The following is a 16,966-nucleotide window of genomic DNA, read 5'->3' on the forward strand; positions in this document are numbered from 1 at the left end:
GTACGCGCTCAGCGTGCCTTGTCGAGATAATCGTGGCAGCGCTTTGCGCGCGCCAGCGTCAGGTCGGTCAGGATGTGGCTGGCCGAGAGGACCTCTCGAACCGGAAAGTCGGCCATCGGTGCCAGGGCATGCGCGAACAACTGCAGCCGCGCCGGGCCGGTCCAAGCGCCCTTGACGGTGACGTCGGTGATCTCGGTGCGCAACAGTTCGCAGATCCGTGGCTCGCCGCTAGGCTTCGGGCTGTCGTAGTTCCACAGGATCTTCAGCATGAAGGTCGGCACGCAAATCTCGGCCTTCGCCTTCTCGAGGTCCACCTTGCGGTGTTTGTAGCCCATGGTTGCCGTGGCCACGCGCAGCGTGCCGTAGTCAAGCGTGCCGACTAGCGTATCGGAGTCGACGTAGAGCCGCGGCGCGCCGAGCCTCTTCGGGTAGGCGCTGACCTCACGACCCGCTGCCAGCGCCGGCAGGTTGTCGAGGTACATCGAGTGCAGATACTCGCCCTTTTCCTTGCCGAAGCGCACCTGGATCACCTGCCCGCACTCGGTGTAGTCGCCGTAGCCCTCGGTGTCGGGCATACGCATGATCTCCCAGCGCACCAGCGGATCATCGATTTCCAGCGGCTCGGGAACGACCGCGCGCAAAGCCTCGATGTCGGTCCGATACAGGATGTTGAGATACTCGCGATTGGTGAACCGGAACGGTCCGCGTGGATAGGCCGGCGCGCCGATGGGCGTCGTGAACTGCTTGAGGACATCTTCCTGCTTCATTGAAGCCTCCCTCCCTATGCCCTGCTGCGACCCGTTCGGGTTCATCGTGGGCTCGGTGGTTACCTGTCCACCGGGAGCGAGCGTACCGAGCTCGCATCGGCAAGAAAGGTGCGATCGGACCGCCGACCGGGTTAGTTCGGGACAGAAGCGCGCGGCCCGAATTCTCCGGATCGCGACGTTTCGACGTCCCGCATGTCCACAGCCGGACGATTGCATTGCGTACGCAACAGGGCTTACCTTCTTGGAAAAACCCGGCAGCAAATCGGGACTGAGGGAAGGAATACCGCATGGAGATCAGTGATGGTCGGGACCAGTAAGCAGCACCTGCCGGCCAGTGAGGAACCACTGCGATCGCCGCCCAGCTACGAGCAGCGCATTTTTTCGCCGCATTCTATTGCCGCGATCGTCGCCGAGCTCAGCAGGCAGGGCAAGGATGCATCGGTGTCGCTTGAAGGAACCGACCTTGCCGAATGGCAGCTCGGTGCCCACACGACGAAAGTCTCCTACCGGCAGCTCGACGTCATGATTCGCAACGCATTGCGCTTGTCGGACGATCCCGCCATCGCGTTGCGGGTCGGGCAGCGGATGCGGGTCACGGCGTACGGGATGTACGGATACGCGCTATTGAGCAGCGCGACCCAGGCGGAAGCGCGCGATTTCTCCGCCCGGTACATCCGCATCGTCGGGCCGTTCTGCGATTTCTCAATCGTGTACGAAGGCGCGTCCGTCATCGTCACGATCGAGCCGATGCACTGGCCGAACCCGGCGGAGGACGTCCATCGTTTCGCCATCGAGTTCGCTTTGTCCGCACATCTGACCGTGATCAGGGATCGTACCGGTCAGGCCTTCAGGTTCTCCCGCGTCTTGCTGGACTATGCTGCGCCGCCGCACGCGGCTGTCTACGAAAGCGTGTTCGAGTGCCCGGTCCTGTTCAAGCAGCGCAACTGCGGATATGAGCACGATCGCGACGACAGCCCATTGGCGCTCGCGGACCCCCGGACCCACGCGATGGCCCACGAGATGTGCGAGCAGCTCCTGAGCGAGGTCAACTACGCGGGCGGCGTTGCCGCCGACATCAGGCGAATCTTGATCGAGCAGCCTGGCCGATATCCCAGTATCGATGCCATAGCCGAGAAGCTGGCGATGTATCCGCGCGCGCTGCGGCGCAAGCTTGAAGCGGAAGGCACCTCGTATCGCGATCTGCTGGCTGAAATACGCATGCGTCTTGCCATCGAGTACCTGCGCAAGACGCAAATGACCAATGAAGAGATCGCCAGCCGGCTGGGCTACAGCGACGCTGCAAACTTCCGGCACGCATTCATGCGCTGGACCGGCAAGAGCCCGTCCGATTTCCGGGGCGGCGGGCGCGTATAGCGACTTCCGGGGTGGATCGGCGAGCGGCCTGTCCGAGATTCACCCTCAAATCGGATCGATCGCACCTTCCGCTGCAGGGCGTTACGGGTATGCTTGCCCTCACGCGTTAGTGTTACTCCCCGACTGGGCCGCCGGCAGGGCCGGCGGTCCTTCCTTTCCTGACGTTTTGGAAAGGCGCGAATTGCGCCCGCTTCCGGCTCGCAAGTCGGGTGCTGGCGCGACAGGCTGTCCGAAACTCACCCGCAGATGAGGCAAAGCGCACCTTCCGGTGCTGAATCAGTCCGACTAGCCTGCTGAAAATAGTCGCGCCGATCGCCAAGGGCCCAATTCTGTTTCGCCACCGGCGCCGTCGAAGAAAGACGAAAGCAGGATGGTGTATCGCCCATCCCCCAATCGCGTTCAACGCGTTCATACGGTTCAGCGAATCGCCGCGGTCGTCGATGTTCTCCGCGACGACGGTGTGTCGGTTTCGCGCGTGCTGGACGGCACCGGGCTCGGGGCCGCGGAACTCAAGTCACCTGAAACACGCGTGTCGTATCAGCAGGTGGAGACCGTGTTCCGGAATGCGAGCCGGCTGTCGAGGGACCCGGCCATCGCGTTCCGGGCCGGGCAGCGGATGCACATCATGGGCTATGGCATGTACGGCTATGCTCTGCTGAGTAGTCCGACCCGGGCGGAAGGGATCGACTTCGCCGCCAAATACAGCCGAATTCTCGGGACCGTCGCCGACGCGACATTTTCGCGCGATGAAGATACCGCAACCTACGTTGTGGAGCCGATCGTGTCGCGTAATCCCGTCGACGACGTCTATCGCTTCGCGCTGGAGTTCGCCTTCGCGACGTACCAGACGCTGAGCCGGGAGTTGTACGGAACCGCATTCAAATTCGCGGCCGTGCGCGCGACCTACGCGGCGCCGCCGCATGCGCGGGTCTACAGACGTATCTTCCAATGTCCGATCCTGTTCGCCCAGCCGGGAAACGCACTGGAGTTCGACGCGGCATGGATCGACCATCCGCTGGTTCGCCCCGATCCGATCATGAATGTGATTGCCGGCGAGATGTGTGAGCAGTTTCTCGAGGATGCGAACCGGGAAGGCGGCACAGCCGCCGATGTCCGCCGGATCCTTCTTGAACATCCGGGGCACTTTCCGCGCATTGAAGCGATTGCGACCGAATTGTCGATGCATCCGCGCACGCTCCGCCGCCGGCTCGATGCCGAGCAGGTAACGTATCGGGAGATCGTCGCCGAAGTGCGGCTGACGCTTGCGGTCGAGTATTTGCGCAATACGCAAATGACGAACGAAGAGATTGCGGTGAGACTCGACTATAGCGACGCGGCGAACTTCCGGCACGCGTTCGTACGCTGGACAGGCAAGAGCCCATCGGATTTTCGTGGCGGCTCGTCATAGCTGAGGTGGCGCGCGTGCATCTCAGATCGTTGCGTTTGTCGAAGAGATGCGGCGTTGGGAGCGTGAGATATCACGCGTTCGGCCATGTCCCAAACTAACCGGCTGAACGGGCCAATCGCACCTTTTATGCCGCAGGTGCGCTCGATAGCGTCCCGTTCATAAATCAAGCTACGCGACGGCGGCGGTGCAAGGCGTACCACCTCGATCGAAAAAGACTTGATCGTGTGGTGCGGGTCATGCCGCACCCTTCGGGAGGGAGCGTATTGGTATGGACACGGCCGTAAACCGTTCAAGACCGCCGTCACAGCTTTTGCTCGCGCTCGAAGCGCGGGGGATTTTCGAGCTGCACGCGTTCTTTGCTGCCTATCCGTTGCTGCGTCGCGCACCGCGAGGCGATGGGCATCCGGTGCTCGTGCTGCCGGGTCTTTCCGCGAGCGACATTTCAACTCGACCGCTGCGATCGTATCTCAAAGCCCAGGGGTATGCAGCCCATGGCTGGAAGCAGGGCCCGAACCACGGACCTCGTCCCGGCGTGGAGGCCGGCATCGACGCGCGGCTCGTGGAGCTCGCGGAACGCTATCAGCGCAAGGTCAGCCTGATCGGGTGGAGTCTTGGGGGAGTGTTCGCGCGTGAAGCGGCGCGCCGGGCGCCGGCGCTTGTGCGCCAGGTGATTACGCTCGGCAGTCCGTTCGCCAGCGAACCAAAGGCGAGCAATGCCTGGCGCCTTTACGAAGTCTTGAGCGAGCGCAAGGTCGACGACTGGCCCGATCGCGAAGCGATGAAGCTGCCGCCCCCGGTTCGGAGTACAGCGATCTATTCGCGTACCGACGGTATCGTTGCGTGGCAAGGCTGTCTCGAACAAGAAGGCGATACGACTGAGAACATCGAGGTCGAGGGCAGCCACTCCGGGTTGGGTCACAATCCCGCGGTGCTGTACGCCATCGCGGACCGGCTGGCGCTTTCCGAGGGGGAATGGTCTCCCTTCGACAGGAGCGGTCTCCGTGGCGCGATATATCCGGATCCGCATCGTCGAGACGACTGGGTCAGCAGGTTGCTGGCTATTCCCACGTAACGGTAGCGCGACGGATCAGCGTCGTCCCCTGCAGTGATCAACCAAGCGGAGGCAAACATGGAAACCGAGAACAAGCAGACGATTGGCGCGGACCTTGGCGGAATGCCGTGGTTGGACGACCTCAAGAAGGCGATGGAGAAATTCCAGCTGCCTAATGTCGATGTCGCCGCGCTCGTCGACTGGCAACGCAAGGATATGGAGGCGCTGGTCGAAGCAAATCGCCAGGCGTACGAGGGCATCAAGGCACTCGTCGAGCGGCGTAACGAGATACTACAGGAAACCCTCGCGCAGTGGCAGTCGGCGGTGAAGGATGTCGCCAGTGGCGACGCGATCTCGAAGCAGGCCGACACGGCCAAGCAGAGCGTCGAACGGGCGGTCGCGAATTTTCGTGAACTCTCCGAGATGGAGGCGCAGGCGCGAAACAACGCCTGGAAGATCGTGCAGGACCGCATGCAGGAAAATCTGGGCAACCTCCAGAAGCTGTTGCGGCCCAAATAGACGGCAAGGACGGGCAGCGACGGCTGCCGAACCGCGACAAGAGCAAGGCCGAGGAAGCAGTCGATGAGTCTGGCCAAGTTACAGGATCTGAAGGGCAGAGTGGCGCTCGTCACCGGGGGATCGCGAGGTTTGGGCCTCGAGATGGCCGAAGTGCTTGGCGAGCTCGGCGCCAAGGTCGCCATTACGGCGCGAAAGCCCGACGAGCTCGACACCGCCGCAGCGCACCTGAAGTCGCTTGGTATCGCGGCGCTGCCCGTGGTCTGTGACATGGGGAAGCTGGCCACGATTGCGCCGATGGTCGAGCAGGTCATTGCCGCGTTGGGGCCGATCGACATCCTCGTCAACAATGCCGGCACGTCGTGGGGCGCGCCGACGATCGAGCATAGCCTGGACGGCTGGAACAAGGTGATCGACTTGAACGTGACGGCGATCTTCGTCGTCACGCAGGAAGTCGGGCGCCGCTGCATGGTGCCGCGGAGGAGCGGCAAGGTGATCAACATCGCGTCGATCCAGGGGCTGACCGGCACCTATCCCGATGGCGTGCCGACGCTGGCCTACAACGCCAGCAAGGGCGCAGTCGTTAACATGACGCGCACACTCGCCAATGAATGGGCGCCGTTCGGCATCAACGTCAACGCGATCGCGCCGGGCTATTTCCCGACCAAGATGACAGCGCAGCTCGATCATGGCGCGACCGCGCAAATGACGCCGATGAGACGCTGCGGCGGTCCGGAGGAGCTGAAGGGCGTAACGGCGCTGTTCGCTACCGACGCGGGCGCCTTCATTACCGGCCAGACATTAGCGGTCGATGGCGGTCTTACCGCCGTCTGAAAGCCTGACCGAAAAACCGACGACCAGAAGGGAGCGAGACCTCATGAACGACATGCCCTGGATCAACTCCTATCCCGCCGGCGTGCGCTGGGACATCGACATCAGCCCCGGACCGGTGCAGAAGATCCTCGAAGACACCGTTGCCAAATACCCCGATCGCCCTGCGATCGACTTCATGGGCAAGCGGATCAGCTACCGCGTGCTCGACGATCTTGTGAACCGGGCGGCGTGCGGCCTGCAGAAGCTCGGCGTGAGGCCAGGCGTCCATGTCGGCCTGTTTCTGCCGAACTCGCCGCATTACATCATCTCGTTCTTTGGTGTGCTGAAAGCCGGCGGCACAGTCGTCAACTACTCGCCGCTGGACGCCGCAAAGGTGCTCGAGCACAAGATCGAGGATAGCCAGACCGATTTCCTGATTACGCTCGACATGGCGTCGCTCTATCCGCAGATGGCGGGCATGCTCGGCAAGACGCGGTTGAAGAAGCTGATCGTCGGCAGCCTGGCTGAAATGGCGGCCGACCCCGACGCCGTCGCGGCGGGATTGAAGGCCAGCAAGCAGCTCAGCGAGATTTCGTGGGACGATCGCCATGTCAGCTTCGTCCAATTACTGCACAATGACGGCACATATGTATCCTATCCGATCGCTGATCCGACCGAGACAATTGCGGTGCTGCAGTACACCGGTGGAACCACCGGCCTGCCGAAGGGCGCAATGCTCACGCACGCCAACCTCAATTGTGCAGCCCGTCAGTCATGGTCGACGGCGGGCGGCATTCCGCCGGTGCTGACCGAAGGCCAGGAGCGCCTGCTGGCGGTGTTGCCGCCGTTCCATATCTATGCGCTCACGGTGAACGTGCTGTTCGGTATCCTCAGCGGGTCGGAAATCATCCAGCATGTGCGTTTTGATGTCAGGGAGGTGCTGGCTGATATCACGAACAAGCAGGTAACGGTCTTTTGCGGTGTTCCGACGATGTTCACCGCGCTGATCCATCATCCGGACACGCCCAACCACAGCCTGCGTTCGCTCAAATTCTGCGGCTCAGGCGGAGCGCCGTTGCCGGTCGAGGTAGCCGAGCAGTTCACCGCGATCACCGGCGCTTACCCGTCGGAGGGGTGGGGCATGACCGAAACGTCGCCGACCGGCACCTTCACGCCGGGGCAGGTAGGAGCGAAGCGAAAGATCGGCTCCTGCGGAATGCCATCGCCGGGCATCGTGATCAAGTTTCTGAGTGTCGATGACCCCACCAAATATGTCCCACTTGGTGAGCGAGGCGAAATCTGCATCAAGGGCGCCAATGTCATGAAGGGATATTGGAACAAGCCGGACGCTACGGCAGACGTTACGACGTTCGATGGCTTCCTCCGCACCGGCGACGTTGGTTACATGGACGAGGACGGCTTCGTCTTCATCGTCGACCGTACCAAGGACATGCTGCTGTGCAGCGGCTACAACGTTTACCCCCGTGTTCTCGAGGAAGCGATCTACAAGCATCCCTCGGTCGAAGAGGTTGCGGTGATCGGCATCCACGACGAGTATCGCGGCCAGTCGCCGAAGGCCTTCGTCAAATTGAAGGCCGGCGCAGCGGAGTTCACCCTCAAGGAACTGCAGGCCTTTCTCGGCGACAAGCTCGGAAAGCACGAGATGATTCACGCGCTCGAATTCCGGCCCGAACTGCCGAGGACAGCGGTCGGCAAGATCTCGAAGAAGGAGCTTTACGATGAAGAAGATCGCAAGGCCAAGGCGCAAGCCTAGCGCGGCGGATCGAAGATCACATCAACGCACTTGCTGACGTGGCCGGCGGAGCGGGCCTGTCAACTAGCACAACGCATCGGAGTTATGACGATGGATCAACTCAGCAGCATGGACGCCTCGTTCCTGCACCTCGAAACGCCCGAGACGCCGATGCATGTCGGCAGTCTGATGCTGTTTGATCTTCCGAAGGGCTACCAGGGCGATTTCTATGAGGACGTGAAGTCGATCATAGGCAAGCGCATGCACCTTGCGTCTGTATTGGTACGCAAGCTGGCGCCGATGCCTTTCGAGCTGGCCGAACCGGTGTGGATCGAGGACGATGATATCGACCTCGACTACCACGTGCGCACCGTTACCGTGCGCCGGCCAGGCACAATGGCCCAGCTCGACCAGCTCATTGCGCGCCTTCACGCCTCTCTGCTCGATCGTAGCCGTCCGCTGTGGGAACTCTACGTTATCGAAGGACTCGAGAACGGACAGGTGGCTGTGTACACCAAGGCACATCACAGCGGTGTCGACGGCAAGGCCGGAGCCGAAATGGCGAAGGTCTTGTATGACATCTCACCACAGATTCGCGAAGTTCCGCCACCGCGCCGCAAACGCGGCAGCGGGGCCTATCAGCTGGGTGTTACCGAGCTGCTGCAGGCGGCGGCTACGAACGCCGCGCAGCAATACCGTAAGCTCGCAGAGCTGCTGCCGACGGCCGCCAAGGCACTCGGCACCGCCGCCACCGTTATTGCGAGCCAGCGCACCGCCAAAGGCGAACGCAGCCTGAACCTCGGTCTGGCGCCGAAGACGATCTTCAACGAATCGATCACCAATCAGCGTTCATTCACCACGATGTCGCTGCCGATGGCGGACGTGAAGGCGCTCGGCAAGCGCGTGGGAGGCACCGTCAACACCATCGTGATGGCGATGTGCAGCATCGCGCTGCATCGCTTTTTCAAGGAACGTGGCCTGCTGCCCAAGGAGGCATTGATCGCAATGGTGCCCGTGAGCCTGCGCACCGAAGGCGATAGCTCCATGAACAACCAGGTCTCGATGGTCCGCGTCGATTTGGCTACCGACATCGAGGACCTGTCGAAGCGGTTCAAGGCAATCCACGCCTCCTCGGAGGCAGCGAAGGCTGTGGTCAGGGAGCTCAAGCCCGTGCTGGGCGTGGACGTTCCGATCACAGGGTCGCCGTGGCTCATGACCGGACTTGCTTCGTTACTCGGCCGTTCCAACCTGGCGGGCCGCTTCCCGGCCGCCGGCAATGTCCTTATCTCCAACGTTCCGGGACCTCCGATGCCGCTCTACATGGCCGGCGCGCGGATGGTGCATTATTTTCCGGTATCGATCCCCTATCACGGCAGTGCACTGAACATCACCGTGCAAAGCTATGCCGGGCTGCTCGACTTCGGCCTGACCGCGTGCCGCCGCGCGCTGTCGCAGGAGGAGTCCATCGAACTCAACGGGTATTTGAAGGAAGCGTTGCGCGAGATTGAAGCGCTGCCGACAATCGGGGAGGCGCCCCGCAGCGGCGAAGTCACCACGCTGACCCTGAATGAACGAGGCAAGGTTTCCGCAAAGAAGAAGGCGGCTGTCGAGACGCCCGGGAACGCCACCAGTACGCCGAATGACGGTGCTGGGAAGGAGCACAGTAGCCGAAGCGAAGCAAGCGGGCACGACGGACCGGGCTGAATTGCGAAGCCGCCTGCCATCATGTGAGCAGGGCTATTGGAGACATCGACTGGGGAAGGGGTACGGGAGCCGATTATCCCGTTGGCGCCAGAGCGATAGGTCGCAGAATCAACAGACCAACTGGAGGGAACGAAAATGCATCCGCCTGCTGCAAACAGGTTACAGCCACAATCGCCGGAGAGTGCGGACGTTAAGGCGCTATTTTCGAAGATTGACTGGCGTATCATACCCCTGCTGCTGATCGCCTACATGGTTGCCTATCTCGATCGTATCAATATCGGGTACGCGCAGCTTCAGATGAAGCAGACCCTGCCGTTTGACGACGCCGTCTATGGGCTCGGCGCAGGCATCTTCTTCATCGGATATTTTCTGTTTGAGGTGCCCAGCAACCTGCTCCTGGAGAAGATAGGCGCACGCAAGACGTTGCTGCGCATTATGTTGCTATGGGGGGTGACTGCCGTAGCCATGATGTTCGTATCGACGCCTCTCCAATTCTACTTCGTGCGCTTCCTGCTCGGCGCATTCGAGGCGGGCTTCTTCCCGGGTGTTATCCTGTACTTCACGTACTGGTATCCGTCAGTGCGCCGCGGCCAGGTGATTGCCATCTTCATGTCGGCGACGACGATCGTTTCCGTCATCGCTGGACCGCTGTGCGGCGCGCTCCTGAAGTATTTCGACGGCATCAGTGGTCTCCATGGCTGGCAATGGCTGTTTCTTGTCCAGGGCTTGCCCGCGGTCATCCTCGGCTTCTTCGTCTATTTCCTTCTGGAGGACAGGCCGGCAGGCGCCGCGTGGCTCTCGCGCGAAGAGAAGACATTGCTGGACGACAGCTTTCGAAACGACGTGAAGGACGTGGTGAGTGAGCACGCAGGGACATTCGGGCAGATGCTGAAAGATCCGAAGGTCTACGTACTTTCGCTGGTGTATTTCCTGCTGCTCGGTGCGACCTACACGATGGTGTTCTGGATGCCGACGTTGATCCAGAGCTGGGGTGTCAAGGATCTCTTTCTTGTCGGAATATATGCGGCCATCCCCAATGCCGCCGGCGTCATCGGCATGATCCTGATCGGCCGGCATTCCGACAAGTGGCACGAGCGTCGGTGGCATTTCGCTGCCTGTGTCGCCATTGCCGCGCTGGGCCTGTTCGTGACCACGCTGTTCCAGGGCAATCTGGTCGGATCGCTTCTCGCGCTCTCCTTCGCTGTGATTGGAATTGCGTCGGCGACGCCGCTGTTCTTTGCGCTCACCAGTGAGTACCTGTCCTCAGGTGCCGCCGCCGGGGGGCTTGCGCTCATCAGCAGCCTCGGAAACCTTGGTCCCGCGATAAGCCCGTCGATCAACGGGCTCATCGTACGGAACACCGGCGATAACATCTACAGCATGTATTTCGTGATGGCGCTCTACCTTCTGTCCGGAGCGCTGCTGCTGCTGTCGATGCGGCCGGCGACATCGGTTGCGGCAATACCTGCGCCGGCGCATTGACGGCGCCGAGGTAGGTCCGGGACGCCCATGGCTCTCAAAGCACTGACGCGCGAGCTGCAGGCGGACGAGCGAAAACAACTGCTCGTGCACCTGCTCGCGCTCAGCGCGGAAGACCGTCGTCTGAGGTTCGAGCATGCTTTGTCGGACGACGGTTTACGCCACTACGTGGACGGTATCGACTTTTCGCGCGATGCCGTCTTCGTCGTCACGGGGGACAATCTCGCGGTCGTCGGCGCGGCGCATCTGGCCCGAAGCGATGGGCACGCCCATTTGGGCGTATCGGTCCTGCCGCCGGGGCGAGGTCAGGGGATCGGCGGTGCCTTGCTTGAGCGCAGCACCGCCCGGGCGCGGAACTGGGGTATTCGCGTGATGTTCATGAGTTGCCTGGTCGAGAATGCACCGATGATGCATCTGGCGCGCAGGCAGGGCCTCAATATCGCTGTGTCCGGTCCGGAGGCCGAGGCTTTCGTCAACCTGCCAAGAGCCGATCTGGGAAGCCTCGCCACCGAGGCTGTATCCGAGCATCTTGGCTTGTTCGACTACGCGCAGAAGGCCCATTGGCTGGCGCTCCAATCGCGGCTCCGGTCATGATGCTCGCCCGAGGCGGGCGACAGGGACGTTGACGCCGAGATCGCACAACGGGTGCGAGAGGCGTACTTTGTGACGAAAAGAGAAAGGGCAAGCTGATGAGGATCGTCTTGTTGGGTCCACCTGGAGCGGGAAAGGGTACGCAGGCCACGCGCATTGTTGACGAGGTAAGGGTCCCGCATCTCTCGACCGGAGACATGCTGCGCGCCGCGGCACTCGCGGATACCGAATTTGGCAGGGAAGTCAGGCAGACGATGGCGAGCGGTCAGCTTGTGCCCGATCAGATCATCGTCGCGGCCGTCATGGAGCGGATTTCGCAGCCGGATGCCAGGCGCGGATTCGTGCTTGACGGGTTTCCCAGAACAATGTCGCAGGCAGTCACATTCGATGACCATCTCGATAGGCAGGGTATGATGCTCGACCATGTCATCGAACTGCGTGCGGACGAAGAGATCTTGCTGGATCGGATCATGGCCAGGGCACAACTGGCAAGGGAGACGGGAAGTGCAGCGCGCGCCGACGACAACCGCGATACGCTGAAGGTGCGTCTCGATGCCTACAACGAGCTGACGGCGCCTCTCGTCGAGTACTATCGCGAGCGAAGTCTCCTTCGCAGTATCGACGGCTTGCAGGCGGTCGACGACGTGACGGCCGACCTGATCAAGGTGATCGGCGCGGGATCGTCAGTGGCATGATCGCTCGGGATTGAAAGCGTGTGCTGGTCCTGGCGCCTACGGCGATGCAATTGTTCTAAGGCAACAAAGGGAACGGTCCTATGGCAACGAAGGAAAATGAGCGCCAATGTGCGCTGGTGACCGGCGCCTCCGGTGGTATCGGCCTGGAGCTCGCGCGCGTCCTCGCAGCGCATCGGTTCGACCTCGTATTGCTTGCGCGCAGTCGGGACAAGCTGGAGCTCCTTGCGCGCGAGCTGAAAGCCGATCACGGTGCGAGGGTCACAGTTGTTCCTGCGGATCTGAGCGAACCGGGTGCGCCGCAGGCGGTATTCGACACCCTGAATGACGCGGGCATCCAGGTCGACCTTCTTGTGAACAACGCCGGTCTTTTGATCGAAGGCCGCTTCGGCGAACTCGACCTCGAGGATGAACTGCGCCTGTTGCAGGTCAACATCCTGGCCATGACGGCCCTTACCCGCCTCTTCCTTCCGCCGATGCTTGAAAGGAAACAAGGGAGAATTCTCAACGTCGCTTCGATTGCTGCGTTTGTGCCGGTCCCGAACCTTGCAGTCTACGCTGCGTCGAAGGCCTATGTGCTGTCCTTCGGAGAGGCGCTGTCGCAGGAATTGAGCGGCAGCAAGATTACCCTGACGACGTTGTGTCCGGGTGTGACCGAAACCGGAATGGTTCAGGGGACCAGCCTCGCGGGCATGCCGAGGATGATGATCATGGACGCAAAGTCGGTGGCGCAGGAGGGGTTTCGTGCCTGCATGGCGGGCAAACCGGTCCATGTTGCGGGAATTGCGAATGAGCTGGCTGTCCAATGGATCAAGTATCAGCCGAGCTGGCTGATGCGGGCGGTAGGCGGTTTTCTTGGCAAGGGCCGCGATGGGTGAGGCTACCGCTGACGAGCATCGGAGATGGGTCTGGCACAGGGAGCAGGGCAATGAGCCGGGATGATGATGAAGGGGTGAGTCCACCCTCGCTGGGCTTGTTGGCCGCCGAAGGGCGGGGATTGCTGGATATTCCGGCGCTGCTGGCTGCGGCGCCGCTGCTGGCGACCGCGCCACGGGGACAGCCGCATCCCGTGCTGGTTCTTCCCGGCCTGGGCGCCGACGATCGATCGACCATCGGCATTCGCAGCTTTCTCAAGCAACTCGGCCACGACGTTCATGGCTGGGGCCTTGGCCGCAATGTCCGTCCCCCGGACGCCGATCTTTCGGCGGTGGTCACACGGGTCACCGCGCTGAGCGAGGCATCCGGTTCGGCAGTCAGCCTGGTGGGGTGGAGCCGCGGCGGAATCCTGGCCCGCGAAGTCGCGCGTCAAGTCCCCGATGCCATCCGCATGGTGATCACGCTGGGGAGTCCATTCGCGGCACCGGGCGCGAGCAACGTTCGCGCCATCTGGAAGCTCCTCACGGGCGAGCAATATCAGCCTCCGACCGACGAACGGGTAAGCCGGCTGGCGCAACCGATCCCGGTCCCGTCAACGTCGATCTATACCCGCGACGACGGTGTGGTCGCGTGGCGCGCGTGCCTCGAGCCCGAAGGCGACCAGCGCGAGAATGTAGAGGTCAAAACCACCCACATTGGGCTCGGCTTCCATGCCCCGGCGCTGTGGGTGATTGCAGATCGTCTCGCCCAGCCGGTGGGGACGTGGAAACCGTTTCGTCCGAGCCCGATGGTGGCGCTGTGGTTTCCGCGCCCAAGCGGGGCGCGGCGATAAACAGGCTTCACGGTGTGAGGCGTTACTCCAGAGCGGGAGGATATAGCTCGGATTGTTGAATTCATCGCATTGTCATCCGAGGCCAGGCGAGGTCTTCGGTAAGAGAGGCGCCTGCCGGGAAGCGGTATTTGGTCGAATACCAATGCCGCCGAAGCACCGCGACGCCGGTCGGGCGGGTCATCGGCGGGTCATAGCCTTGGGCTATGACGGTTCGCATTTAATTTCTTAACTGGCCTCCACGGCGATGTGTCATCGATCGTCTGGGCGCATGTTTGCGCGTCCGGCAAAAAAATGACCACGGGAGGCCCCGCCATGACCCCTCAGAATCTTCTGATCCTGATGTCGGATGAGCACAACGCGACCATGCTGGGGTGCGCGGAACATCCGCTGGCGAAAACGCCCAACCTCGATGCGCTGGCGGTGCGCGGCACGCGCTTTGCGGACGCCTACACCACTTGTCCGATCTGCGTGCCGGCGCGCGCCAGCTTCGCGACCGGACGCTATATCCACGACATCGGATATTGGGACAACTCGATCGCCTATGACGGACGTGTCCCGAGTTGGGGACACCGGCTTCAGGAAGCCGGGGTACGCGTCGAATCGATCGGCAAGCTGCACTACCGCCGCGAGGAGGATCCCTGCGGATTCGACCGGCAGCACATCCCGATGCACATCACCGACGGCGTCGGGATGATTCAATTGTCGATCCGGAAGCAGTGGCCGGACTTTGTGCCGCCGGCGCGGAGACGGGCCGCGATCGCCGAAAGCGCCGGCCCCGGCGAGAGTGAATATACCAGCTACGACCGGCGCGTCGCCGACATCGCCGCGCAATGGCTGCGCGATGCGGCGGGGGAGAAATCACCATGGGTTCTGTTCGTCAGCTTCGTGACGCCGCATTATCCGCTGGTCGCGCCGAAGGAATTTTTTGACCTCTATCCCGTCGATCAGATGCCCGACGCGAAGTTCGGACCGGGTTCGGGATACCAGCCTCATCCGTGGCTTGCGGATTTGCTGGCGGGCGGCGCGCCGAGCCAGCACGACCAGCGTAGAGCCTTTGCCGCCTATCTCGGGCTGGTCAGCTTCATGGATGCACAAATCGGCCAGGTTCTCGGCGCACTCGATAGCGCCGGGCTGCGGGATAACACGCGGATCATCTACACCTCGGACCATGGCGAAAATGCCGGCGCGCGAGGATTTTGGGGCAAATCGAACCATTATCAGGAAGCCGTCGCAGTGCCGATGATAATCGCCGGACCGGGAGTGCCCACCGGCAAGCTTTGCGCCACGCCAGCTTCGTTGGCGGACGTTTATCCCTCGGTGCTCGATTGCGTCGGACTATCAGCCGATGGCGATGGCGTCCCCGGCCGGTCGCTGTTCGATCTCGCGAACGGGCCCGACGATCGCGAGCGGATCGCGTTCAGCGAATATCATGCCGCGGGTTCGCCATCGGCGTCCTACATGCTCCGCAAGGGACGTTTCAAATTCATCTATTATGTGCGGTTCGCGCCGGAACTGTTCGATCTCGAAGCAGATCCCGAGGAGGCAAACAACCTAGCGGTGCGCCCGGAATACGCGAGCACCCTGCGAGCGCTGGAAGCACTAATGCGTGGGATCGTCGATCCCGAGGAAGAAGATCGACGCGCCAACGAGGCGCAGCGTCAACTGATCGAAAGCCGGGGTGGCCCCGATGCTGTGATGGCGAATTTGCCAACAAAGAAGCTCTACACGCCGGTCCCGCCGGGATTGATTTCCTGATGTCGACTGAGGGCAGTGCGATGGCACAGGCTACCCCGTCCGTCGACGTCGATCAGGCGGGTGATCTGAATAGCGTCGTCGCACCGACGGCGCTGGTTCAGAACCGCTGGGTCCGCATCCTCGGTGTGGCTTTCGTGATGTACGTGCTGGCGCATGTCGACCGCGTCAACCTGTCGATGGCGGCGCCTTTCGTCCGTGAAGATCTCAATTTGACGCCGTCCGCACTCGGTTTTTCCACCGGGCTGTTTTTCTGGGGTTACATCATCCTGCAGATTCCGGCCGGCCGGCTGGCCTCGGTATGGAGCCCGAAGCGCGTGCTGTTGTGCCAGTTGCTGATGTGGAGTTTGGCTTCGCTGAGCACCGCTTTCGTCCATACGCCGCTCGAACTCGGCATCAACCGTTTTGCGTTGGGCCTGGCCGAGGGCGGTGTGCTTACCTGCACGCTGGTGCTGATCCGTAACTGGTTCACTCGCGCCGAGCGCGCCCGTGCCAATGCGCTGTTCCTGCTCAGCCTGCCGATTGGCCCGATGATCGCAGGCCCGATTTCGGGGCTGATCCTGTCCTATGCGAACTGGCGCTGGATGTTCGTCGTCGAGGCGATCCCCGGCTTCCTCTGGGCCATCGTCTGGTGGTGGGCGATCGACGACCGCCCGCAGGATGCCCGCTGGTTCCCCGAGGCGCAACGCGCCGATCTCATCAGACAACTGGCGGCCGAAGACCAGGCGACGCCGCAGATATCAGGCCATTGGCTCTCGACACTCTGGCATCCGAGCGTGTTGCTGCTCGCGCTCTATAACTTCTTTGCGCTGATGGCGGAGTGGGGCGTCAATTTCTGGCTCCCGACCGTGTTGAAGGAGACCGGCCTCTCGATCGGAATCGTCGGCCTTCTCTCGGCGTTACCGTCCGCGCTCGGTATCGCGCTGATGATCGCGGTCGCCTACAACTCCGACCGCACGCGCGAACGCAAATGGCACATGATAGCGGCCACGGCGCTCTCGGGCCTGCCGTTGCTGCTCGTCCCGGGCGCCGCTGGCAGCACGCTGACGATGGTTCTTTGCCTGTCGATCGCGATCGGCGCTTTTCTTGGACGCTTCGGCCCGTTCTGGACCTTGCCCGGCGAGGTGCTGCCGCCAAGCGTGGTGGGGGTGGGTATCGGACTGATCAACGGCGCCGGCAATCTGGGAGGTACGGTCGGGCCATACTTCTTCGGGGTCGTCAAGACGGAGACCGGCAGCTTCTCCATGGCGCTGACGGTGGCTGGCGTTTCGCTGATCCTGAGCGCGCTGATCGCGGTGCCGATTCGAACGAAGCGATCCGCTGCGGCCTAGTCGTAACTCGTTATGTGATGCAGGGTC

Annotated in this window: 15 protein-coding genes; 14 read left to right on the top strand and 1 reads right to left on the bottom strand. The window is 62.1% G+C overall.

The window, feature by feature from the left end; all coding sequences use genetic code 11:
• Nucleotides 1–8: 8 nt before the first annotated feature.
• Nucleotides 9–767 (bottom strand): acetoacetate decarboxylase, encoded by a 759-nt coding sequence (locus FFI89_RS09275; protein WP_138834898.1) that lies wholly within the window; start codon nucleotides 765–767, stop codon nucleotides 9–11.
• 300 nt (nucleotides 768–1,067) lie between these two features.
• On the opposite strand from FFI89_RS09275, the gene FFI89_RS09280 reads away from it, so the two are divergent.
• The 14 genes from FFI89_RS09280 to FFI89_RS09345 all read left to right on the top strand — a co-directional run bounded on the left by FFI89_RS09280 (nucleotide 1,068) and on the right by FFI89_RS09345 (nucleotide 16,939).
• A complete protein-coding gene (locus FFI89_RS09280) occupies nucleotides 1,068–2,141 on the top strand; it encodes an AraC family transcriptional regulator (protein WP_138834899.1) in 1,074 nt (357 codons plus the stop codon).
• Between the two features lie 370 nt (nucleotides 2,142–2,511).
• Entirely contained in the window at nucleotides 2,512–3,549 is a 1,038-nt protein-coding gene (locus FFI89_RS09285; RefSeq protein WP_246669398.1) for an AraC family transcriptional regulator, read from the top strand.
• Nucleotides 3,550–3,817: 268 nt separating this feature from the next.
• Nucleotides 3,818–4,621, top strand: coding sequence for a triacylglycerol lipase (locus tag FFI89_RS09290; RefSeq protein WP_138834901.1), 804 nt, complete (start codon nucleotides 3,818–3,820; stop codon nucleotides 4,619–4,621).
• Between the two features lie 57 nt (nucleotides 4,622–4,678).
• Entirely contained in the window at nucleotides 4,679–5,119 is a 441-nt protein-coding gene (locus tag FFI89_RS09295) for a phasin family protein (RefSeq protein ID WP_246669399.1), read from the top strand.
• Between the two features lie 63 nt (nucleotides 5,120–5,182).
• Nucleotides 5,183–5,950: an SDR family oxidoreductase gene (locus FFI89_RS09300; RefSeq protein ID WP_138834903.1), complete on the top strand. Its 768-nt coding sequence runs from the start codon at nucleotides 5,183–5,185 to the stop codon at nucleotides 5,948–5,950.
• Between the two features lie 43 nt (nucleotides 5,951–5,993).
• Complete coding sequence (locus FFI89_RS09305) at nucleotides 5,994–7,703, top strand: long-chain fatty acid--CoA ligase (protein ID WP_138834905.1); 1,710 nt, start codon at nucleotides 5,994–5,996, stop codon at nucleotides 7,701–7,703.
• A gap of 90 nt (nucleotides 7,704–7,793) precedes the next feature.
• On the top strand, nucleotides 7,794–9,386 hold the full coding sequence (locus FFI89_RS09310; protein WP_138834907.1) for a wax ester/triacylglycerol synthase family O-acyltransferase: 1,593 nt from the start codon (nucleotides 7,794–7,796) through the stop codon (nucleotides 9,384–9,386).
• A gap of 135 nt (nucleotides 9,387–9,521) precedes the next feature.
• Nucleotides 9,522–10,868: an MFS transporter gene (locus FFI89_RS09315; protein WP_138834909.1), complete on the top strand. Its 1,347-nt coding sequence runs from the start codon at nucleotides 9,522–9,524 to the stop codon at nucleotides 10,866–10,868.
• Nucleotides 10,869–10,895: 27 nt separating this feature from the next.
• A complete protein-coding gene (locus FFI89_RS09320) occupies nucleotides 10,896–11,459 on the top strand; it encodes a GNAT family N-acetyltransferase (protein ID WP_138834911.1) in 564 nt (187 codons plus the stop codon).
• Between the two features lie 95 nt (nucleotides 11,460–11,554).
• Complete coding sequence (locus tag FFI89_RS09325; protein ID WP_138834913.1) at nucleotides 11,555–12,151, top strand: adenylate kinase; 597 nt, start codon at nucleotides 11,555–11,557, stop codon at nucleotides 12,149–12,151.
• Nucleotides 12,152–12,231: 80 nt separating this feature from the next.
• Nucleotides 12,232–13,026, top strand: coding sequence for an SDR family oxidoreductase (locus tag FFI89_RS09330; RefSeq protein WP_138834915.1), 795 nt, complete (start codon nucleotides 12,232–12,234; stop codon nucleotides 13,024–13,026).
• 50 nt (nucleotides 13,027–13,076) lie between these two features.
• Complete coding sequence (locus tag FFI89_RS09335) at nucleotides 13,077–13,856, top strand: triacylglycerol lipase (protein WP_138834917.1); 780 nt, start codon at nucleotides 13,077–13,079, stop codon at nucleotides 13,854–13,856.
• A gap of 312 nt (nucleotides 13,857–14,168) precedes the next feature.
• Entirely contained in the window at nucleotides 14,169–15,611 is a 1,443-nt protein-coding gene (locus FFI89_RS09340) for a sulfatase-like hydrolase/transferase (protein WP_138834919.1), read from the top strand.
• A 20-nt stretch (nucleotides 15,612–15,631) separates the two neighbouring features.
• Nucleotides 15,632–16,939, top strand: coding sequence for an MFS transporter (locus FFI89_RS09345; RefSeq protein WP_168212844.1), 1,308 nt, complete (start codon nucleotides 15,632–15,634; stop codon nucleotides 16,937–16,939).
• Nucleotides 16,940–16,966: the final 27 nt, after the last annotated feature.

The sequence above is a fragment of the Bradyrhizobium sp. KBS0727 genome (assembly GCF_005937885.2).
In the GTDB taxonomy this organism is placed as follows: Bacteria; Pseudomonadota; Alphaproteobacteria; order Rhizobiales; family Xanthobacteraceae; genus Bradyrhizobium.